We start from the raw sequence: 20,844 nt of genomic DNA, 5'->3' as shown, positions 1-20,844 counted from the left end.
CGCGGCCGGCCGCCCCAGGGGCGCCCCACCCCCCCCCCCACACGGTCCCCGCGGGCGCCGCGGCCGCACTGTCGTGCGCCGCCGCGGCCCGGCCCGTCGCGGCCTCGGCCTGCGCCGCGCTCTGGCTGGCCGGGACCGCCGAGTTCGCCTGGGCCCGGATCGCACCGGGCCCCAGGACCCGCGACGAGATCGTCTCGATGGCGCTCACCAGCGCGCTCATCCCGCCGGTGGCGACCTGGCACTGGCTTGGCGCACAGCTGCGCCACCGGCGTACCCCGCCCCTGTCCCCGCCCGCGCCGGCCGTGGCCCCGCGCCCCGGCGGACAGCCGGTCCCGGAGCGGGTGCTGCCATGACCGGCTCCTTCGCGGCACGGACGGTCAGGGAATCGGAGCAACGCGGCAGCGGACCCTGGCTGTTCCAGGGTCCGGTCCTCCGGCGGGCCACTGCGCCACCGCCGGACGCGGCGGGCCTGCCGGACGCGGTCCTCTTCGACCGCGACGGCACCCTCGTCGCCGATGTCCCCTACAACGGCGACCCCGCGCGCGTCGTGCCGATGCCGTCCGCGCGGGAGGCCCTCGACGCGGTCCGCGCACTCGGGATACCCGTGGGCGTCGTCAGCAACCAGTCGGGCGTCGCCCGCGGCTATGTGACGTTCCGTCAAGTAGCGGCGGTGCAGCACAGGATCGACTCGCTCCTCGGACCGTTCGCCGTCTGGGCGGTCTGCCCGCACGGACCCGCCGACGGCTGCGTGTGCCGCAAGCCCGCGCCGGGACTCGTGCTCGCCGCGTGCGAGCGACTGGGCGTCTCCCCGGCGCGCACCGCCGTCATCGGCGACATCGGCGCCGACGTGGCGGCCGCCCTCGCCGCGGGAGCCCGCGGGGTCCTCGTGCCCACACCGGTCACCCGCCCGGAAGAGGTCACCACGGCCCCGGACACCGCCCCCGACCTGCTCCGGGCGGTACGGCTGGTGCTGGACCCCACCGCCCGGTGCCGCAACCCGGTGGCCCGGACGGCCGGGGCGCAGGAGCCGACGGCGGCGGGCAGCGTCACCTCGCGACCCGTCGTCCAGGAGCGGCGATGAGCGGCACCCGGGCGCTGCCCCGAACCCTGGTCGTTCGCCTGGACAGTGCTGGTGACGTGCTGCTGGCCGGGCCCGCCATTCGCGCCGTCGCGGCCGGTTCCGCGCACACCGCCGTGCTCTGCGGGCCCCTCGGCGTGCACGCCGCACACCTTCTGCCCGGCGTCGACGAAATCCTCGTCCACGAGGCGCCGTGGGTCGGGCTCGAGCCCGTGCCGGTGTCGTACGAAGCGACGCAGCGGCTGCTGGAGACGCTCGGGGCCGGCCGCTTCGACCGGGCGCTGATCCTGGTCTCCGACCACCAGAGCCCGCTGCCGATCGCCCTTATCCTCAAGCTCGCGGGCATCGGCTGGACCGCGGCCGACAGTGAGGACTACCCCGGCGCGCTGCTCGATCTGCGACACCATCGGCAGCCCCACCGCCACGAGGCCCTCGCCGCTCTTGACCTCGCCCTGGACTCGGGCTTCGCCCTGCCGCCCGGCGACGACGGCGCGCTGCGCATCTTGGCGCCGCCCGAGACCGTCCAATTGACCGGGCCGGAGCCGTACGTGGTGCTGCACCCGGGCGCCGCCGTCCCCGCCCGCGCCTGGAGTCCGGACAGGGCTGCCCGTGCCGCTGCCGCGCTCTCCGCCGCCGGACACCGTGTCGTGGTGACCGGCGGCCGGGCGGAGAAGGAGCTGACCGCGACGGTCGCGGCGGACCACGCGCTCGACCTCGGTGGCATGACGGACCTTCACCAACTGGCCGGCGTTCTGGCCGGGGCGCGGGTCGCCGTGGTCGGCAACACCGGGCCGGGGCACCTCGCCGCCGCTGTCGGAACGCCGGTCGCCTGCCTGTTCGCGCCCGTGGTCCCGTCGGAGCGCTGGCGCCCGTACAACGTGCCGCACGTGCTGCTCGGCGACCAGAGCGCTGTGTGCGCCGGGAGCAGGGCCCGCAGCTGTCCCGTCCCGGGGCACCCCTGCCTCGACGGGGTCGGCAATGCAGAGGTGCTTGCCGCGGTGGCCTCCCTCGGAGCCCACCGCCCGTCCACCGCAGACGCGGATGCCGTCGCAACAGAAACGGAAGAAGGAGCGTGACGATGAACATCCTGCTGTGGCATGTGCACGGCTCCTGGACGACCGCGTTCGTCCAGGGCCCTCACACGTACCTGGTTCCCGTCACGCCCGGCCGCGATCAGAACGGGCTCGGGCGCGCGCGCACCTTCACATGGCCCGACTCGGTGCGTGAGGCGACACCGGAGCAACTGCGCGACGCGTCCGTCGACCTCGTCGTCCTCCAGCGGCCGCACGAGCTGGAGCTCGCCGAGCGGTGGCTCGGCGGGAGGCGTCCCGGCCGCGACATACCGGCCGTCTACCTCGAGCACAACGCCCCCGACGGTGATGTGCCGAGAACACGGCACCCCTGTGCGGACCGCGACGACCTCACCGTGGTGCACGTCACCCACTTCAACCGGCTGTTCTGGGACTGCGGCACCACCCGTACCGAAGTGATCGAACACGGCATCGTCGATCCCGGTCACCTCTACACCGGCCGTCTCGCGCGCGCCGCGGTCGTCGTCAACGAGCCCGTGCGCAGAGGCCGTCACACCGGCACCGATCTGCTGCCGGCGCTGGCCGAGGCCGCCCCGCTGGACGTGTTCGGCATGCGCACCCAGGGACTCGCGGAGCACCTCGGCCTGCCGCAGGACCGCTGCCGCACCGCCGATCTGCCCCAGCACGAACTGCACGGCGCCATGGCGGACCGCCGCCTCTATCTGCACCCGGTGCGCTGGACCTCCCTGGGCCTCTCCCTCCTGGAGGCCATGCACCTGGGCATGCCGGTCGTCGCCCTCGCCACCACGGAGGCCGTCGAGGCGATCCCACCCGGTACCGGAACCCTGTCCACCCGGCCCGAGGTCCTCGCGCTGGCTGCTCGTCGGTATCTCGAAGATCCGGAAGCGGCGGCGGAGGACGGCGCGCGCGCCCGCCAGGCGGCGCTCCAGCGCTACGGGCTCAAACGCTTCCTGGACGACTGGGAGCGCCTGATGACGGAGGTGCGCTCATGACCTACGGCGATGTTCACCGCGATCCGATCCGTACGGATGCGCTGTCGATCGCGCTCGTCTCCGAGCACGCCAGCCCGCTCGCCGCCCTCGGCGGTGAGGACGCCGGCGGCCAGAACGTCCATGTCGCGAGGCTGGCGGGTGCCCTCGCCGACCGCGGCCATCAGGTCACCGTCTACACGCGACGCGACGCGCGCGATCTGCCGGACCTGGTGCGACTGCGTACCGGCGTCGGCGTCCGCCATGTTCCCGCGGGCCCGCCCGAGGAGATACCGAAGGACGAACTCCTGCCCCACATGCTGGGCTTCGGCCGGCACCTGGCACGTGAGTGGCAGGCCCATCCGCCCGATCTGGTGCACTCGCACTTCTGGATGTCCGGCCTCGCCGCGCTCCACGCCGTACGGGAGACGCGGCTGCCGCTGCTGCACACGTACCACGCCCTCGGCACAGTCAAGCGCAGGAACCAGAGGCACGCGGACACGAGCCCGCCGGCCCGCATCACCTGTGAGAAGGAGGTCGGTGTCGGCTGCGACCGGATCGTCGCCACCTGCCGTGACGAGGTCAGGGAACTGGCCGCCATGGGCATCTCCTCCGACAAGGTGAGCGTCGTGCCGTGCGGCGTCGACACCGGCGCGTTCACACCGCAGGGGCCCGTCGCCGAACGCGGCGCGCACCCGCACCGGCTGATCCAGCTCGGCCGGCTGGTGCCCCGCAAGGGCGCGGCCCTCTCCATCACCGCGCTGACCCGGCTGCCCGGCGTCGAGCTCCTCGTTGTCGGCGGCCCGCCGTCGGACCGGCTCGACGAGGACCGCGAGGTCCGCCGGCTGCGCGACCTCGCCCACGGTCTGGGCGTCGCCGACCGGGTCCGCTTCACCGGCGGCGTGGCGGGGGAGGACGTGGCACCGCTACTGCGCAGCGCGGACGTGGTGCTGTGCCCCGGCGACTACGAGCCCTTCGGCATCGTCCCGCTGGAGGCCATGGCCTGCGGCAGACCGGTCGTCGCCACCGCGGTCGGTGGTCAGCTCGACACCGTCGCCGACCCCGCCACGGGGCGGCTGGTGCCGCCCCGCGACCCGGAGGCCCTCGCCCGCGCGGTGGCCGACCTGCTCGCCGATCCGGCCGCGCGGGACGCCTGTGGAGCGGCCGGCCGTCGGCGGGTGCTGAGCCGGTTCGGCTGGGAGCGCGTCGCCGCCGCCACGGAAGCCGTGTACCTCGGCGTCCTGGCCGACCGGCCCGCCCTTGTCCGGGTCGCCGGCGGATACCGGGCGGCGGGGGTGAACTGAGCGCCGCACCTCGCATCCCCCGACCGCCGCACGCCCGACCACAGCAGCCGGACCGCATGCGACGACCGCAGTACCGACGCCCGTAGAGACCGACGTTCGAAGGAGGTGCGGGTCAGGCCGCCGTCCCCCGGGACGCGGTGCACCCGACCAGCATGGACGAACCCCTTGCAACCGAGGCCGCGCACCGGCACTGCCAGTCGCTTCAGGACGCGCTCGGCCGGTTCCGCCGGCAGAGCCTGGGACAGGTCTCCGAGTGGGGCGGCCACCTCGCCGCGGTCCTGCCCGTCGGCGGACGTCTGCTCGCAGCCGGCAACGGCGGCAGTGCCGCCCAGGCCCAGCATCTGACCGCCGAACTCGTCGGCCGCTACCGTGACGAGCGGCCCGCACACTCGGCCATCGCCCTGCACGCGGAAACGTCCAGTGTGACCGCCATCGGCAACGACTACGGATTCGACCACGTCTACGCCCGCCAGGTCGCGGCGCACGGCCGCCCCGGCGACGTGCTCCTCCTGCTTTCCACGTCCGGCCGCAGTGCCAACCTGATCGGCGCCGCGGAGACGGGCCGGGCTGCCGGCCTGCGCGTATGGGCGATGACCGGACGACGGCCCAACCCCCTGGCGGAGGCGGCCGACGAGGCACTGTGCATCGACGCCGACTCCTCCGCCACCGTGCAGGAGGCCCACCTGGTCGCCGTCCATCTGCTCTGCGCAGCCTTCGACCGGGCGATCGCCACCCCGGCTCCGGCCGTGCGGCGCGCCCCCGGAGCGGCGGCGACCCAGGCCGCCGCCGCGCGCCGGAGGATGTCATGAAGGAGCGCAAACCGCTGGTGGTCGTCGGGGACGTGGTGCTCGACGAGGACGTCGACGGTGTCGCCGACCGGCTCGCCCCCGACGCCCCCGCCCCGGTCGTCGACGTACGGAGCGACCTCCGGCGTCCCGGCGGGGCGGGGCTCGCCGCGGTGCTCGCCGCGCAGGGCGGGCGCGAGGTGGTTCTCGTCACCGCGCTGGGGGACGACCCGGCCAGCGAGGCCGTCCGCTGCGCGCTGCGCGGCAGGGTCCGGCTGGTGGAGGTGCCGCTCGACGGCACCCTGCCCGTCAAGACGCGCGTGATGGCGGGCGGTCGTCCGCTCGTACGGATCGACCGCGGTGGCGGCACGCCCGGCGAACCTGACGACGTGGTGCGCGAGGCACTGGCCCGGGCCCAAGCCGTCCTCGTCGCCGACTACGGGCGCCACACGGCGAGCACCGTCCGGGAGCACCTGGTGGCCGCCGCCCGGCGCGCGCCCCTGGTGTGGGATCCCCATCCCAAGGGGGACCCGCCTGTGCCCGGTGCCCGGATCGTCACGCCCAACGCCGCGGAGGTCTCGGCACTGACCGGCGAACCGACAGCAGAGGCGGGCCGCTCCCTGCGCGACTTCGCCGAACGCGGCCGCGAACTGGCGGAGCGCTGGCAGGCGGCGACCGTCGCCGTCACCCTCGGGGAGCGGGGCGTCCTGCTCACCCGCCCGGGTGACGGCACGCCGATGCTCGTCCCCGCCCCGTACCGGGCGGTCGGCGACACCTGCGGCGCCGGCGACTGCTTCGCCGCCGCCACGGCCGCCGAACTGGCCGACGGCGCCCTGCCGGAGGAGGCCGTACAGCGGGCCGTCGCCCGGGCTGCCTCCTTCGTGGCGGCCGGTGGCGCGGGCAACCCGAAGCTGTGGCGTACGACGACCCCGGCCCATCCGGTGCAGGCCGGCGAGCAGGACCCGTTCGCCCTGGCGGAACGGGTCCGGGCCCACGGCGGCACGGTGGTCGCCACCGGTGGCTGCTTCGACCTGCTGCACGCCGGTCACGTGGGGCTGCTGGAGAACGCCCGGCGCATCGGCGACTGTCTGATCGTGTGCGTCAACTCCGACGAGTCGATCACCCGCCGCAAGGGGCCGGGCCGCCCCCTCAATCCGGTGGAGGACCGGACCAGGGTCCTCGCCGGTCTCGGCAGCGTCGACGCCGTCGCCGTCTTCGAGGAGGACACCCCGACAGCGCTGCTCAGCCGGCTGCGGCCGGACGTGTGGGTGAAAGGCGGCGACTACTCGGTGGAAGATCTTCCGGAGGCCGAGGTCGTATGCGCCTGGGGAGGCCAGGCCGTCGTCCTGCCCTACCTCGACGGCCGCTCCACCACGCTGCTGGCCCGCCGTGCGGCCGAGTCCGCGACGGTCCTACGGGCGCCGCGGCGCTGACCGCCCACCCAGGAGAGCCCCTGATGACGTCGAACGCCGACAGCGTCGGGCAGCCGCGTCCCCCCGGGCGACCGTGCCCGCAGAACGCCCCCCTCCGCCCGCGGGTCCTGGTGCTGCGGGCCCTCGGCCTCGGTGATCTGCTCGCCGCCGTGCCCGCGCTCCGGGCCCTGCGGCGAGGGCTGTCCGGTCACGACATCGTGCTGGCCGCGCCCGGGCGGCTCGCGGCGGCCGCCGGGGCGACGGGGCTGGTGGACCGGCTGCTGCCCGCCTCTGCCCCCGGCCGGGCCGTGCCCACCGCGCTCGACTGGGACGGTCCCCCGCCCGACGTTGCCGTGGACCTGCACGGCAACGGTCCCGAGAGCCGTCTGCTGCTCGCCCGGCTGAACCCGCGCCGTCTCTACGCCTACGCGGATCCGGACGGCCCCGTGTGGCAGGAGGACGAGCACGAGCGCCACCGCTGGTGCCGGCTGCTGCGCTGGTACGGCCTGGCCGCCGATCCGGCGGACGTGTCCATCCCCAGGCCGGCGACGCGCTCACCGGCACCCCGGGCCGTGGTCGTGCATCCCGGCGCCGACGCCGTCGCCCGCTGCTGGCCGGCCGAACGGTTCGCCGCCGTGGCGCGGGAGCTGCACAGCGCCGGGCATCGCGTCGTGGTGACGGCCGGGGCGGCCGAGGAGCGCCTGGCGGCGTGGGTGGCGGCGAGAGCGGGGCTGCCGCACGACGCGGTCCTCGGCGGGTCGCGCGGCGACGTGCCGTTCGACCTGCTCACCGCACTCGTCGCCGAAGCACACTGTGTGGTCGTGGGGGACACCGGCCTCGCCCATCTGGCGACGGCGCTCGGCACACCGTCCGTCACACTGTTCGGTCCCGTGGCACCGCGTCTGTGGGGGCCGCCGGACCGGGCCCGGCACCGGGTGCTGTGGCATCCCGACGCCGACGACCCGCCGCGCCCGGGCGACGCCCACGGCGACCGGCCGGACGAGCGGCTGCTGCGGATCACCGTCGACGAGGTGCTGGAGGCGGTGCGCACCCTGCCGGTGACCGGGGACGGCCCCCCGCCCCGTACGGGTCAGGCAGCCGTGGTCAGACCCGGCTGACCCGCGAGGCCGGGCTCCTCGGTACGTACGACGACCGGCCGGGCGACCCGGCGCTCGCGCAGGACGTAACCCGCCCCGATCGCACCGGCGACCAGCAGGCCGCCGGCCACCAGTGCGCCGCGCGCACCGGCCAGCTCCATGAGGAGCCCGAGCGCGGGCGGCCCCGCGAGACCCCACAGGGTCTTGACGCTGCCCCAGACGCCGAGGACACGGCCGCGCATGTGCGCGGGCGGGTCGGTCTGCAGGACGGTCGTCCCCGCGGTGTCGGAGACCGACTCCACGACGGCCATCGGAAGCACGACGACCAGCAGCACGGCGAGCGAGGGTGACAGGCCGGCGACGATCTGCAGGACCCCGCCCGCGGCCGCCAGCATGCCCACGAGCCGTACGGACGGCCTGCGCAGCCGGGCTCCGAGCACGGCGCCGAGGATGCCGCCGACGGCGAGCACGGTCGAGACGGTCCCGAACGCGCCGGCGCCGCCCGCGAGCGGTCCCACGACGAGCACGGCCAGGGTGAGCTGGTAGTTCCGCCCGAGGACCGCACTGAGGCCGGTGATCCCCGCGAGCGCGACCAGCCGCGGCCTGCGCGCGAAGTACCTGAGCCCCTCGCGCATGCTCATGTCCTCGCCGGCAGCGGCCTTCCTGGACGGGACGGGCCTCACGGGTTCGGAGTCCCGGCGCCCGGCGCGTGCGCGAACCGCACCGGCCACCGGACGCAGGAACGGGATGACCGCGGCGACGAAGAGGAAGGAGACACCGTTCGCCGTGTAGGCGGCCGCCGTGCCGAGGAACCCCACGGTCACACCGGCGAGCCCGGCACCGGCCAGCCGGCCCGCGTTGTGCACCAGGGAACCGACGCCGATCGCGGAGGGCACGTCCTCGGTGCGGACGAGGTCGTTGCCGAGGAGGGCGCAGGCCGGGCCGTCGACGGTGGCGATGACCCCCGTGACGGCGGCCAGCGCCATCAGTACACCCAGGTTCAGATGGTCCGCCGCAACGAGGAACGCCGTCAGGAACGCGACGGCACCGAGCAGCGCCTGGCTCACCGCGGCGGTCAGTTTGCGGGGCCACCGGTCGACGGCAGCGCCGCCGGCCAGGCTCATCAGCAGACCGGGCGCCGCCTGCACGGACATCGACAGGCCGGTCGCCGCGGCGGATCCGGTGATCTGGAGCACCAGCAGGTTCTGCACCGTGAGCTGCATCCAAGTACCGGCGTTCGACACGAAGTTCGCGACGGACCACCAGCGCATGCTCGGGTACTTGAGGCAGCGCCACGGCGAGTGGTCGCCCAGGAAGCGCTGCGCGAGCCGGCCGGCGCCGGAGGGGGAAGAGGAAGAAGACACGATGAAGTACTCGGGTGACGAGGCCCACGGGACCCATGGGGTGGAATGCGGCGGAAGCTCGGAACACCGGCTGCACTGCGCGGCCGCTCCACCGGATCATGGCGCTGACCATCGTGGCAGACGGTTCCCGGTGAGCGGGGCCACTTGATGCGCCACACGCGGCCACGGGAGCCGCAAGCCCTTGCGCCCGTTGGGATCGCGCACTGCTGGTGGGTTTGCTCACAGCATCCGCGCGCCGCCGGACGGCGGATGCTCCAAGTGCCGTACGGGGTTGCGCGGGTCACAGTGGACTCGGTGCGGCGGAACCGGGTACCCGCCGAGCCGACGCCACGTCAGCGGAACCGGGCGTCGCCGCCGAACCGGCACGGACGGAAGGCAGAGCATTGGGCAGCGGAGTGCAGGTCGACCTTGACGGCAGACAGGCCCTGGTGACCGGCGGAGCGCGCGGGCTGGGAGCGTCGATCACCCGCAGGCTGGCCGGTGCGGGAGCGTCCGTGCTGGTCGCGGACGTACGCAAGGACCTGTCGGAGGAGCTGTGCGAGGACATCGCCCGCTCCGGTGGCAGGGCGGCCTTCGTCGAGTTGGACGTGACGGACGCCGACGCGGTCGCGGACGTCTTCCATGAGCTGGAGGAGTCCGGCGGACGGGTCGACCTCCTGGTCAACAACGCGGCCGTCGACGTCTGCAAGCCGATCGAGCACCTCACGGCCGAGGAGGTGACCCGGGTGATCACCACCAATCTGCTCGGGCCGATGTTCCTCTGCCTGGAGACCTACCGCCGGATGGTCGCCCGTGGCGGCGGTCACATCGTCAACATCCTCTCCACCGCGGCCAACCGGACGTGGACCGAGGCGGGTCCGTACGCCGCGGGCAAGTCGGGCCTGCGAGCCTTCACCCACACGCTGTTCCAGGAGGCGCAGCGCGACTGCCCGGGAATCGGCGTGACCGGTGTCATCGCGGGCGGAATGGCCACCCCGTTCATCCTCGACCGCTTCCCGGACGCCGATCTCTCCCTGCTGCAGAGCCCCGACGTCGTCGCCGACACCGTCCTGTACGCGCTGTCGGTCCCGGACACCAGCGCCGTCTCCGAGCTGGTCGTGGTGCCGCGCAAGGAACCCTCATGGCCCTGACGACAGGAAGTCCCATGCACTCTTCGCAGGGCGGGCCTGCGCCCGTCGCCATCGTCACCGGCTCCGACTCCGGCATCGGACGGGCCACGGCCACCCGGCTCGCAGCCGCCGGCATGGACGTCGGGATCACCTTCCACACCGACCGTGACGGCGCGGAGGCCACGGCCGAGGAGGTACGTGGCCACGGCCGCCGTGCAGCTGTCGCCCGGATGGACCTCACGGTCCTGCCCGACGCCGCCGATGTGGTCGACCGGCTCGCCGAGGAACTGGGCCGGGTGGACGTGCTCGTCAACAACGCGGGCACCGGCACCGCCACGCCCTTCCTCGAGCTCGGTCTCGACACGGTCCGCCAGGTCGTCGACGTGGATCTGATCGGACCGTTCCTGTGCGGCCAGCGGGCGGCCCGCCGAATGATCGAGCAGGGGGACGGGGGCCGGATCGTCAACGTCACCTCGGTCCACGAGCACCAGCCGCGGGTCGGCGCCGCGCCCTACTGCGCGGCCAAGGGCGGGCTGGGTCTGCTCACCCAGGTGATGGCGCTCGAACTCGCCGAGTACGGCATCACCGTCAACTCCGTCGCGCCGGGCGAGATCGCGACCCCCATGACCGGCCAGGAGGACGAGAACGTGCACGCCGCCGACCGTCCCGGCATCCCGCTGCGCCGCCCCGGTGACGCGCGCGAGGTCGCGGCGGTGATCGCGTTCCTGGCAGGGGCGGACGCCGCCTATGTGACCGGGGCGTCGTGGTCGGTCGACGGCGGGATGCTGCGTATGGGCCCCATGGCCGGATCCCACCTCGGCGACGACTCCTGGCGCCGTCCCTGAGGCGGGTTCCGTACGGTTTCGGGTAGGGGAACCGGCAGGCTAGGCAGTGCCTCTGCGTACCAGTTCGGTGCGGAGCACCACGTTGGCCGGTGCGGCGCCGGGGTCCGCCATCCGGTCGAGCAGGACGCGCGCCATGGCGCTGCCCATCTCCTCCACGGGCTGCCGGACCGTGGTGAGCTGCGGGTCGGTGTGCTGGGCGAGCGGGGAGTCGTCGAAGCCGATGACGGCGACGTCGTCGGGCACTCTGCGCCCCGCGGCCCGCAGCGTGTGCAGCGCACCGGCGGCCATGACGTCGGACGCGGCGAACACCGCGTCGAGGCCGGGGTTCTGCCGCAGCAGCTCCCGCATGGCGTGGCGTCCGCTCTCCTCGGTGAAATCACCGGCCGCGACCCACGAGGGGTCGAAGTCCTCGCACGCGTCGCGGACCGCCTCCTCGTAACCGCGCAGCCTGCACTGGGCGACGTACATGTCGGAACGTCCCGTGATGGTGGCGATCCGGCGGCGGCCGGCGGCGGCCAGGTGGCGCACGGCGAGCCGCGCGCCGCCGGCGTTGTCGGAGTCCACGTAGGGGACCGGCTCGGCTTCGGTGCGGCGACCGCCCAGGACGGTCGGCATGCCCATCTCGAGGAGCTGGTCCGGCAGCGGGTCGTCGCGGTGCACGGATACGAGCAGGACGCCGTCGATCCGGCGTGCCTTCGCGTACTGGAGGAAGCGGGTGCGTTCCCGCTCGGTGCGCACCAGGGTCAGCAGCAGCTGGAGCTCGGTGTCCGCGAGGCCGACGCCGACGCCGTGGATGATCTCGGAGAAGTAGGGCTCGGTGAAGAACCGCTTCTCCGTCTCCGGGACGACCAGGGTCACCGCGTCGGTGCGGCTGCCGGCCAGAGCGCGGGCCGCGTGGTTCGGGACGTAGCCCAGTTCGGCGATGGCCGCTTCGACGGCGTGCCGGGTGGAGTCGCGGACGCCGGGGGAGTGGTTGATCACCCGCGACACGGTGCCGCGCCCGACACCCGCACGCGCGGCCACCTGCTCGAGTGTGGGCTGGCCGAAGCGGCCCGCTGCTGCCATGACTGACCTCCGGTGAGGGGTACGCCGGTACCTTCCGATGCTCCTCTTACCGGTGGGCCGCCCGCGAGCACGCGGCGCGCAGCCCCGGCACATCGATGAACTCGGTGTGGGTGCCCGCGGACGCGCAGGCGAAGGCCCCAGACACCGAGCCCGCGAGCACACACTCCTCCACCGCGCGTCCTTCTGACAGCGCGTGCAGGAAGGCGGTGACGAACGCGTCCCCCGCGCCGTTGCTGTCGACGACCGGACGCTCGGGCCGCACCGCCGGGAAGTGGCGCGACTTCGCCTCCCCGCGTACCAGCATGTGGCAGCCGGCCGCGCCGTCCGTCGCCACGACGAGCCGTGCGCGGCCCTCGTCGAGGATCGTGTGCAGCACCTCGTCGAGCCGGTCGTGAATGGCCGCGGCGCTCAGGAAGACGTAGTCGGAGGCGAGGGCGTAGTCGCGGTGGTGGGGGTTGCGGCCGTCCCAGTCGTGCAGGTCGGTGGAGCTGGTGATCCCGAGCCGGTGGATGTCGTCGTACATGTCGCGGTTGTGGCCCACGATCGAGAGATGGACGTGCCGGGCGCGTTCCAGGTACGGCAGGTAGAAAGCGCGGGGCAGCCGGAGGTCCGCCGGGTGGCGGCCGTCGTAGAAGGAGAAGCGGCGGCCCTGCGGGTCGACGAGGTTGACTCCGCGCGGCGTGCCGTGCGGGCTGTGGACATGGCTGAAGTCCAGGCCCCGCTCCGCGTACGCGGCGAGCACGGCCTTGCCCTGGATGTCGTCGCCCAGGAAGTCGATGAACTTGGTGGCGAGCCCGAGAGCGTGGCAGCCCAGCGCCACTCCGTTGCCGGTGTGCCCCACGTAGTCGTGCACCGGGGGCACGAACACCGAGTCGCCCGGCGGCACTTCGAGCGCGTCGACGCGCACGACCGTGTCCACGCCGGTGCCTCCGACGACCAGCATGTCGTACGACGGCTCACTCATGGTCGGCCCGTCCCCGGCTCGTGGTCCGTCCGGGCACCGAAGCGGTCGAACCGCGGACCACCAGCTCCGGCATGAACACGAACTCGCTGTGCGGGGCGGGTGTGCCCCCTATCTCCTCCAGCAGGGCACGCACCGACGCCTGCCCCATCGCCTGCACCGGCTGGCGGATGGTGGTCAGCGGCGGATCGGTGAACGCTATGAGCGGCGAGTCGTCGAAGCCGACCACCGAGATGTCCTTCGGGACGTGAAGCCCCTGCTGCCGGGCGGCCCGGATGGCGCCGAGCGCCATCATGTCGCTGGCGCACGCGATCGCGGTGCAGCCCTTGGCGATCAGCCCGGCCGCGGCGGCCTGGCCGCCCTCCAGCGTGTAGAGGGAGTGCTGGATCAGCTCCTGCGACTGTTCGGGCGGGAGCCCGAGCCGGTCTTCCATGGCCTGCTGGAAGCCCTCGATCTTGCGCAGGACGGGGACGAACCGCCTGGGGCCGAGCGCGAGGCCGATGCGGGTGTGCCCGAGCGAGGCGAGGTGGGTGACGGCCAGCTGCATCGCGGCCCGGTCGTCGGGCGAGACGAAGGGCGCCTGGACCTTGGGCGAGAAGCCGTTGACCAGGACGTAGGGGACGCCCTTGGCGCGCAGTTGGTCGTAGCGCTCCGTGTCGGCCGTGGTGTCGGCGTGCAGCCCGGAGACGAAGATGATGCCGGAGACGCCCCGGTCCACCAGCATTTCGGTGAGTTCGTCCTCGGTGGATCCGCCCGGGGTCTGGGTGGCGAGCACCGGGGTGTAGCCCTGGCGCGTCAGCGCCTGGCCGATGACCTGGGCGAGGGCGGGGAAGATCGGGTTGTCCAGCTCCGGGGTTATCAGCCCCACGAGTCCCGCGCTGCGCTGCCGCAGCCGAACGGGCCGTTCGTAGCCGAGTACGTCCAGGGCGGCAAGGACTGACTCACGGGTGGCCGCGGCCACACCGGGCTTGCCGTTGAGCACGCGGCTGACTGTGGCTTCACTGACCCCCGCCTGGGCTGCGATGTCGGCGAGCCGCGCGGTCATGGGAGTGGACTGTACCGGGCGTGCGTCGGATTGCCCACCAGGTGCCCCGCTTCGACGGGTCCATCCCGGCATGTGCGGACGAGGGGCTCCGGACCGCCGGGAGAAGGGTGGCGCGAGAAGACCGGCGCTGCCGGCGCGACCGGGTCCAAGAAGGCCGGGAAGGAAGCCGCACCCCATGAGTCGCGTCACATCGCTGCAAGGCCTTGCGGAGCGCTTGCCGCGGCCCCCGGTACCTGCGCACCCTGGGGCCTGTCCGCTGCGGGGACAGGGTGTCAAGCGATCCTTCGGCAACTCTCAGGACACGCGGATGTAACGATCACCCGTCCTTGCAGAAATTTGCCGCAAGGTCTTTCCGATGGTTTTCAGCCCTGTTACGTTCCTGGCAACCCGGCACCGCGAGGGAGCGGACGGCAGGAGGCAGGTCTTCGTCTCCGCCCTTCCGGGCTCAGTTGAAGGAGTTCACATGCGGCGTGGCATAGCGGCCACTGCGCTGGTAGCGGCGATGGCCCTCTCGGCGACGGCGTGCGGTGGAAACGACGGCGGCGACGCCGGCAAGAAGAGCTCGGGCGAGCTCAGCGGCACGGTCACGTGGTGGGACACCTCCACGGTCGGCAGCGAGGACAAGGTCTTCAAGAAGCTGGCCGAGGACTTCACCAAGCTGCACCCGAAGGTCACCGTCAAGTACGTCAACGTGCCGTTCGGTGAGGCGCAGAACAAGTTCAAGAACGCCGCGCAGTCCGGTTCCGGTGCCCCCGACGTCATCCGCTCCGAGGTCGCCTGGACCCCCGAGTTCGCCGACCTCGGTTACCTCGCGCCGCTCGACGGCACCGCCGCGCTGAAGAACGAGGACGACTTCCTCAAGCAGGCCGCGGCTTCCACCAAGTACAACGGCAAGACCTACGCGGTGCCGCAGGTCATCGACTCCATGGGCATCTTCTACAACAAGAAGATCTTCAAGGAGGCCAGTGTCGAGGTCCCCAAGACCATCGACGAGCTGAAGAGCGTCTCCACCAAGATCAAGGACAAGACCGGCAAGACCGGCCTCTACCTGCGCGGCGACGACGCCTACTGGTTCCTCTCCTTCCTGTACGGCGAGGGCGGCGACCTGGTCGACGCCAAGGCCAAGAAGGTCACCGTCGACAACGCCGAGGGCGTCAAGGCGATGAAGGTCGTCAAGGACCTGGTCGACTCCAAGGCGGCGATCACCGACGCCACCAACGGCTGGGACAACATGCAGGCCGCCTTCAAGGACGGCAAGGTCGCCATGATGATCAACGGCCCGTGGGCCGTCTCCGACACCTACGCGGGCAACGAGTTCAAGGACAAGGCCAACCTGGGCATCGCGCCGGTCCCCGCCGGCTCGGCCGGCCAGGGCGCCCCGCAGGGCGGCCACAACCTCGCGGTGTACGCGGGTTCCAAGAACCTCGACGCCTCGTACGCCTTCACCGAGTACATGACCTCCGCCGAGAACCAGGCCAAGGTCGCCCAGCAGCTCAGCCTGCTCCCGACCCGCAACTCGGTCTACTCGCAGCCGGGTGTCGCGAGCAACGAGATCGTCGGCTTCTTCCGCCCGGTCGTCGACAAGGCCGTCGAGCGCCCCTGGATCCCGGAGACCGGCAGCCTCTTCGCCCCGCTGGTGACCGAGTACACGAAGGTCCTCACCGGGCAGACCACCCCGGAGAAGGGCGTCAAGACCACGGGTGACGCCTACCGCAAGCTCCTCAAGGACTGGAAGTAACAGGAAGGTTGGCCGGCTGATGGCTGTGGACACCAGCAGCCAGTCGGTGGTGAAGGCCGCGGGCGACGTCGCCCGCGGCCGGAGCCGCGGTACTGGCAAGCGCGAGGGCAGGCTCCGGCGCTCCCTTTCCACACACTGGTACGCCTGGGCGATGGTCGCCCCGGTGACGGTCGTGATCGGCGTGATCATCGGCTACCCGCTGTTCCGCGGGATATATCTGTCGCTGACCGACGCCAACGAGAGGAACGTCGAGCGGACCATCGGCGTCAACCACATCCCCGCGACCTACGAGTTCGTGGGGCTGGACAACTACGCCGACGCGCTGACCGGTGAGCAGTTCCTCGGGACGCTCGGCTGGACCCTGGTGTGGACGGTCGCCTGTGTCTCGGTGACCTTCGCGCTCGGCATGGGCCTGGCCAACATGCTCAACCGCCGCATCGCCGGCCGCTCCTTCTACCGGATGCTGCTGATCCTGCCCTGGGCGGTGCCCGGCTTCGTGTCCGTCTTCGCCTGGCGCTTCCTCTACGACGAGCGCCGCGGCCTGCTCAACCAGATCCTCGCCGGCGGCGGCATCGACGCCCTGCCCTGGCTCAACGACCCGACCTGGGCCAAGTTCTCGGTGATCGCCGTCAACGTCTGGCTCGGCGTCCCGTTCATGATGGTCGCCCTGCTCGGCGGCCTGCAGTCCATTCCCGGCGAGCTCTACGAGGCGGCCGAGATGGACGGCGCGAACGCCTGGCAGCGGTTCCGCAACATCACCCTGCCCGGACTGCGCTCGGTCAGCACCACCGTGATCCTGCTGAGCACCATCTGGACGTTCAACATGTTCCCGGTGATCTTCCTGCTGACCCGGGGCGGACCCGGCGAGGCCACGCAGATCCTGGTCACCCAGGCGTACAAGTTCTCCTTCGAGATCAGCCCTCGCGACTTCGCCCAGTCGTCGACCTGGGGCGTGCTGATCCTGGTCCTCCTGATGGTCTTCGCCGCGGTCTACCGGCGAGTCCTCCGCAAGCAGGGAGAAGTCTGGTGACCACCGCAGTCAACGCACCCCGCCGCGGCCGCCGCTCGCCGCTCGCCTCCCTCGGTCTGCACGCCACCCTGGTGGTGGCGTCCGTGATCGCCGTCTTCCCGGTGCTGTGGGTCTTCCTGACCTCCATCAAGCCGGCCAAGTTCGCGACCACGACGGACTTCGTCAAGGAGACGACGTTCGAGAACTACACCAAGCTGCTGGAAGACACCCCGTTCCTGACGTGGTTCGCCAACTCGCTGCTCGTCGCGGGCCTGACCACGCTCCTCGGTGTCTTCATCGCCGCCACCACCGGCTACGCCGTCAGCCGCTTCCGCTTCCCCGGAAAGCGGGGGCTGATGTGGACCCTTCTGATCACCCAGATGTTCCCCGTCGCGGTCCTGATCGTGCCGATCTACAACATCATGTCGTCCATGGGTCTGCTCAACGAGCCGGCGGGTCTGGTCATCACCTACCTGACCATCGCCGTGCCGTTCTGCGCCTGGATGATGAAGGGCTTTTTCGACACGATCCCCATGGAGATCGACGAGTCGGGACAGGTCGACGGCCTCACCCCGTTCGGCACCTTCTGGCGCCTGATCCTGCCGCTCGCCAAGCCCGGCATCGCGGTCACGGCGTTCTACTCGTTCATCACCGCCTGGGGCGAGGTCGCCTACGCGTCCGCCTTCATGGTCGGGGACGAGAACATGACACTCGCGGGCGGTCTGCAGAAGTTCGTCAACCAGTACGGCGCCCAGTGGGGCCCGATGTCCGCGGCGTCCGTGCTCATCGCGATCCCGGCCGCACTCGTGTTCCTCTTCGCCCAGCGGCACCTGGTGACCGGTATGTCCGCCGGTGCCGTCAAGGGCTGACCACTCGTACGAAGCGGCGACGCCGGTCCGTGCCTGACCCCCGGGCCGGCGTCGCACCCCACCCCATCACCTCCAGGGATGACATGACCCAGCACCTTGCTGCCCCCGCCGCCCCCACCTCCGGCACGCACACGGGCTGGTGGCGCGACGCGGTGATCTACCAGGTGTACCCGCGCAGCTTCGCCGACGGCAACGGCGACGGCATGGGAGACCTGGAAGGCATCCGCAGCCGGCTGCCGTACCTGCGGGACCTCGGCGTCGACGCCGTCTGGCTCAGCCCCTTCTACGCCTCGCCGCAGGCCGACGCCGGATACGACGTCGCCGACTACCGCGCCATCGACCCCATGTTCGGCAACCTGCTCGACGCCGACGCCCTGATCCGCGAGGCCCACGAACTGGACCTGCGCGTCATCGTCGACCTGGTGCCCAACCACTCCTCCGACCAGCACGAGTGGTTCCAGCGCGCCCTGCGCGAAGGCCCCGGCTCGCCGCTGAGGGAGCGCTACCACTTCCGCACCGGCAAGGGCGTGAACGGCGAACTTCCCCCCAACGACTGGGAGTCCATCTTCGGCGGCCCCGCCTGGACCCGCACCCCGGACGGCGAGTGGTACCTCCACCTGTTCGCGCCCGAGCAGCCCGACTTCAACTGGGAGCACGCCGCCGTACGCGACGAGTTCCGCTCGATCCTGCGGTTCTGGCTCGACATGGGCGTCGACGGTTTCCGCGTGGACGTCGCCCACGGCCTGATCAAGGCCCAGGGTCTGCCCGACCTCGGCAAGCACGACCAGCTGAAGCTGCTCGGAAACGATGTCATGCCGTTCTTCGACCAGGACGGCGTCCACGAGGTCTACCGGTCCTGGCGCAAGGTCCTCCAGGAGTACGGCGACGAGCGCGTGCTCGTCGCCGAGGCCTGGACGCCCACCGTCGAGCGCACCGCCAACTACGTACGCCCCGACGAGATGCACCAGGCCTTCAACTTCCAGTACCTGGGCACCCACTGGGACGCCGCACAGCTGCGCAAGGTCATCGACGACTCGCTCGCCGCCATGCGGCCGGTGGGCGCGCCCACCACCTGGGTGCTCTCCAACCACGACGTCACCCGGCACGCCACCCGCTTCGCCAACCCGGCGGGCCTCGGCACCCAGCTGCGCGAGGCAGGCGACCGCGAGCTCGGTCTGCGCCGCGCCCGCGCCGCCACCCTGCTGATGCTGGCGCTGCCCGGCTCCGCCTACGTCTACCAGGGCGAGGAGCTCGGCCTGCCCGACGTCACCGACCTGCCGGACGAGGTCCGCCAGGACCCGTCGTTCTGGCGGGCCAGCGGGCAGGACGGCTTCCGCGACGGCTGCCGGGTGCCGATCCCGTGGACCGCGGACGGCTCCTCCTACGGCTTCGGCAGTGGCGGCAGCTGGCTGCCGCAGCCCGCCGAGTGGGGTGCGCTGAGCGTCGAGGCGCAGACCGGCGACCCCGGCTCCACGCTCGAGCTCTACCGCAGCGCGCTCGCCGTCCGCCGCGACCACCAGGGGCTCGGCGCGGGCGAGGAGGTCCAGTGGCTGGACTCCCCCGAGGGGGTGCTCGCCTTCAGCCGCGACGGCTTCGTGTGCACCGCCAACACCACGGGCACCACGGTCAGGCTTCCGGCGCCCGGCCGGAACCTGCTCGCCAACGAGACCGTCATGATCGTGGACGACATGGCAGAGATCCCTGCCGACACCACCGTCTGGTGGGCGGTGTGACGATTCCCGTGCCTCGGGGCGACGCGAGCGCCGCCCCGAGGCTCGCCGACCTCGCCGTCCAGGCCCAGGTCAGCGAAGCCACGGTCAGCAGGGTGCTCAACGGCAAGGCCGGTGTCGCCGCCGCTACGAGGCACAAGGTGCTGGCCGCTCTCGACGTGCTCGGCTACGAGCGGCCGGTGCGGCTGCGCCGGCGCAGCGCCGGCCTCGTCGGTCTGATCATCCCCGAGCTGACCAACCCGATCTTCCCGGCCTTCGCCCAGGTGATCGAGCAGGTGCTGGCAGGGCACGGCTACACGCCCGTGCTGTGCACCCAGATGCCGGGCGGCTCGACGGAGGACGAGCTGGTCGAGCAGCTGGAGGAACGCGGCGTCACCGGCATCGTGTTCCTCTCCGGCCTGCACGCCGACATGACGGCCGATCCGTCCCGCTACCTCAAACTGACCGGTCGTGGCCTGCCGTTCGTCCTCATCAACGGCTACAACGAGGCCGTCGAGGCGCCGTTCGTGTCGCCCGACGACCGGTCGGCGGCCCGGATGGCCGTACGTCATCTCGTCGAACTCGGCCATGAGCGCATCGGTCTGGCCATCGGGCCGACCCGCTACGTTCCCTCCCTGCGCAAGGCGGAGGGGTTCACCGCAGCCCTCGAGTCGATGCTCGGCATGGCGCCGGACGACGCCGAACGTCTCATTCAGCGCACCCTGTTCTCGGTCGAGGGCGGGCAGGCCGCCGCCGGTCTTCTGCTCGACCAGGGGTGCACCGGGATCGTCTGCGGCAGCGACCTCATGGCGCTCGGCGCGATCAGGGCGGTGCGTGCGAGAGGACTCGACGTGCCCGGGGACGTCTCGGTGGTCGGCTTCGACGACTCGCCCCTCATCGCGTTCACGGATCCGCCGCTGACGACGGTGCGGCAGCCGGTGCAGGCGATGGCGACGGCCGCGGTGGACGCGCTCGTCGAGGAGATCGACGGAAACCCGGTGCAGGGGGCACCTCCCAGCGGTAGCTGGGGGAGAACTGAGTTCGTCTTCCAGCCGGAACTCGTGGTGCGCGGGTCGACGGGTGCGCCGCGGCGGGTCTGAGTGACCGGCCCGGCCGGCCGGGCGCGTGGGGCCCGGCACTGACCGGGACCCCCGGCCGAGGCAAGCCCCGTGGAGGCCACCCACCAAGGGTGACCACCAGCGGCCCCTGCCACGGGCCGGCCACGGCTCTGGTAAGGACCGGACCGGAGTCGTGGGTGAACGTAACACCACTGCAATGACTTGCGAAAGAGTTTGCGGTCACGAAACGGCCTGTTCTCGCGCATGTCGTCGGAGTCTGCCCGGAGGCTTGACCGGTGGGCGAGCGGGGCTTACGGTCTCGACCGCAACGAGTTTCAGACTTCTTGCAGCAAGAAATCCAAAAGGCCTTGCGGGC

Annotated in this window: 18 protein-coding genes and 1 pseudogene; 15 read left to right on the top strand and 4 right to left on the bottom strand. The window is 72.2% G+C overall.

What is annotated here, in order from left to right; all coding sequences use genetic code 11:
• The 8 genes and pseudogenes from ABZ070_RS16060 to ABZ070_RS16025 all read left to right on the top strand — a co-directional run.
• A pseudogene (locus ABZ070_RS16060) lies at nt 1-353 on the top strand (transferase); the annotation flags it as partial.
• The gene (locus ABZ070_RS16055; RefSeq protein WP_356634143.1) at nt 350-1,081 is read left to right on the top strand and encodes an HAD-IIIA family hydrolase; all 732 of its coding nucleotides are present in this window, start codon (nt 350-352) and stop codon (nt 1,079-1,081) included. The pseudogene ABZ070_RS16060 and the gene ABZ070_RS16055, both read left to right, overlap by 4 nt.
• A complete protein-coding gene (locus ABZ070_RS16050; protein WP_356634141.1) occupies nt 1,078-2,154 on the top strand; it encodes a glycosyltransferase family 9 protein in 1,077 nt (358 codons plus the stop codon). Before ABZ070_RS16055 ends, ABZ070_RS16050 begins: the two co-directional genes overlap by 4 nt.
• A gap of 2 nt (nt 2,155-2,156) precedes the next feature.
• Complete coding sequence (locus ABZ070_RS16045) at nt 2,157-3,122, top strand: glycosyltransferase (RefSeq protein ID WP_356634139.1); 966 nt, start codon at nt 2,157-2,159, stop codon at nt 3,120-3,122.
• Nucleotides 3,119-4,402 (top strand): glycosyltransferase, encoded by a 1,284-nt coding sequence (locus ABZ070_RS16040; protein ID WP_356634137.1) that lies wholly within the window; start codon nt 3,119-3,121, stop codon nt 4,400-4,402. The genes ABZ070_RS16045 and ABZ070_RS16040 overlap by 4 nt, the downstream gene beginning before the upstream one ends.
• Before the next feature lie 152 nt (nt 4,403-4,554).
• On the top strand, nt 4,555-5,211 hold the full coding sequence (locus ABZ070_RS16035; RefSeq protein ID WP_356634135.1) for an SIS domain-containing protein: 657 nt from the start codon (nt 4,555-4,557) through the stop codon (nt 5,209-5,211).
• Nucleotides 5,208-6,620 (top strand): D-glycero-beta-D-manno-heptose 1-phosphate adenylyltransferase, encoded by a 1,413-nt coding sequence (rfaE2, locus tag ABZ070_RS16030; RefSeq protein ID WP_356634133.1) that lies wholly within the window; start codon nt 5,208-5,210, stop codon nt 6,618-6,620. The genes ABZ070_RS16035 and rfaE2 overlap by 4 nt, the downstream gene beginning before the upstream one ends.
• A gap of 23 nt (nt 6,621-6,643) precedes the next feature.
• Nucleotides 6,644-7,717 (top strand): glycosyltransferase family 9 protein, encoded by a 1,074-nt coding sequence (locus ABZ070_RS16025; RefSeq protein WP_356634131.1) that lies wholly within the window; start codon nt 6,644-6,646, stop codon nt 7,715-7,717.
• On the opposite strand, the gene ABZ070_RS16020 is transcribed toward ABZ070_RS16025, so the two are convergent.
• Nucleotides 7,690-9,009: an MFS transporter gene (locus ABZ070_RS16020; RefSeq protein WP_356634147.1), complete on the bottom strand. Its 1,320-nt coding sequence runs from the start codon at nt 9,007-9,009 to the stop codon at nt 7,690-7,692. The two genes, ABZ070_RS16025 and ABZ070_RS16020, sit on opposite strands and share 28 nt — an antisense overlap.
• 434 nt (nt 9,010-9,443) lie before the next feature.
• On the opposite strand from ABZ070_RS16020, the gene ABZ070_RS16015 reads away from it, so the two are divergent.
• Nucleotides 9,444-10,190, top strand: a complete 747-nt coding sequence (locus tag ABZ070_RS16015; protein ID WP_356634129.1) for an SDR family oxidoreductase — start codon at nt 9,444-9,446, stop codon at nt 10,188-10,190.
• A 14-nt stretch (nt 10,191-10,204) separates the two neighbouring features.
• Complete coding sequence (locus ABZ070_RS16010; RefSeq protein WP_356634127.1) at nt 10,205-11,014, top strand: SDR family oxidoreductase; 810 nt, start codon at nt 10,205-10,207, stop codon at nt 11,012-11,014.
• A gap of 39 nt (nt 11,015-11,053) precedes the next feature.
• Here the strand turns inward: ABZ070_RS16010 and ABZ070_RS16005 are convergent, their stop codons facing one another.
• From ABZ070_RS16005 to ABZ070_RS15995, 3 genes are read right to left on the bottom strand one after another with little or no spacing between them, the layout of a single operon-like run.
• Nucleotides 11,054-12,079 carry a LacI family DNA-binding transcriptional regulator gene (locus tag ABZ070_RS16005; RefSeq protein WP_356634125.1) on the bottom strand — a complete coding sequence of 342 codons (1,026 nt, stop codon included), beginning with the start codon at nt 12,077-12,079 and terminating at the stop codon, nt 11,054-11,056.
• Nucleotides 12,080-12,125: 46 nt separating this feature from the next.
• Nucleotides 12,126-13,043 (bottom strand): carbohydrate kinase family protein, encoded by a 918-nt coding sequence (locus ABZ070_RS16000; protein WP_356634123.1) that lies wholly within the window; start codon nt 13,041-13,043, stop codon nt 12,126-12,128.
• The gene (locus ABZ070_RS15995) at nt 13,036-14,085 is read right to left on the bottom strand and encodes a LacI family DNA-binding transcriptional regulator (protein WP_356634121.1); all 1,050 of its coding nucleotides are present in this window, start codon (nt 14,083-14,085) and stop codon (nt 13,036-13,038) included. The genes ABZ070_RS16000 and ABZ070_RS15995 overlap by 8 nt, the downstream gene beginning before the upstream one ends.
• A gap of 463 nt (nt 14,086-14,548) precedes the next feature.
• Here ABZ070_RS15995 and ABZ070_RS15990 point away from each other — a divergent pair, with 463 nt between their 5' ends.
• The 5 genes from ABZ070_RS15990 (at nt 14,549) to ABZ070_RS15970 (ending at nt 20,510) form a co-directional block, all read left to right on the top strand.
• A complete protein-coding gene (locus ABZ070_RS15990) occupies nt 14,549-15,823 on the top strand; it encodes an extracellular solute-binding protein (RefSeq protein ID WP_356634119.1) in 1,275 nt (424 codons plus the stop codon).
• Between the two features lie 19 nt (nt 15,824-15,842).
• On the top strand, nt 15,843-16,853 hold the full coding sequence (locus ABZ070_RS15985) for a sugar ABC transporter permease (RefSeq protein WP_356634117.1): 1,011 nt from the start codon (nt 15,843-15,845) through the stop codon (nt 16,851-16,853).
• The gene (locus ABZ070_RS15980; protein WP_356634145.1) at nt 16,847-17,701 is read left to right on the top strand and encodes a carbohydrate ABC transporter permease; all 855 of its coding nucleotides are present in this window, start codon (nt 16,847-16,849) and stop codon (nt 17,699-17,701) included. Before ABZ070_RS15985 ends, ABZ070_RS15980 begins: the two co-directional genes overlap by 7 nt.
• Before the next feature lie 83 nt (nt 17,702-17,784).
• Entirely contained in the window at nt 17,785-19,434 is a 1,650-nt protein-coding gene (locus tag ABZ070_RS15975; RefSeq protein ID WP_356634115.1) for a glycoside hydrolase family 13 protein, read from the top strand.
• Entirely contained in the window at nt 19,422-20,510 is a 1,089-nt protein-coding gene (locus ABZ070_RS15970) for a LacI family DNA-binding transcriptional regulator (RefSeq protein ID WP_356634113.1), read from the top strand. The genes ABZ070_RS15975 and ABZ070_RS15970 overlap by 13 nt, the downstream gene beginning before the upstream one ends.
• Nucleotides 20,511-20,844 lie beyond the last annotated feature (334 nt).

This window comes from Streptomyces sp. NPDC006283 (assembly GCF_040613325.1).
In the GTDB taxonomy this organism is placed as follows: Bacteria; Actinomycetota; Actinomycetes; order Streptomycetales; family Streptomycetaceae; genus Streptomyces.
This window is presented reverse-complemented; position numbering and strand designations above follow the sequence as displayed.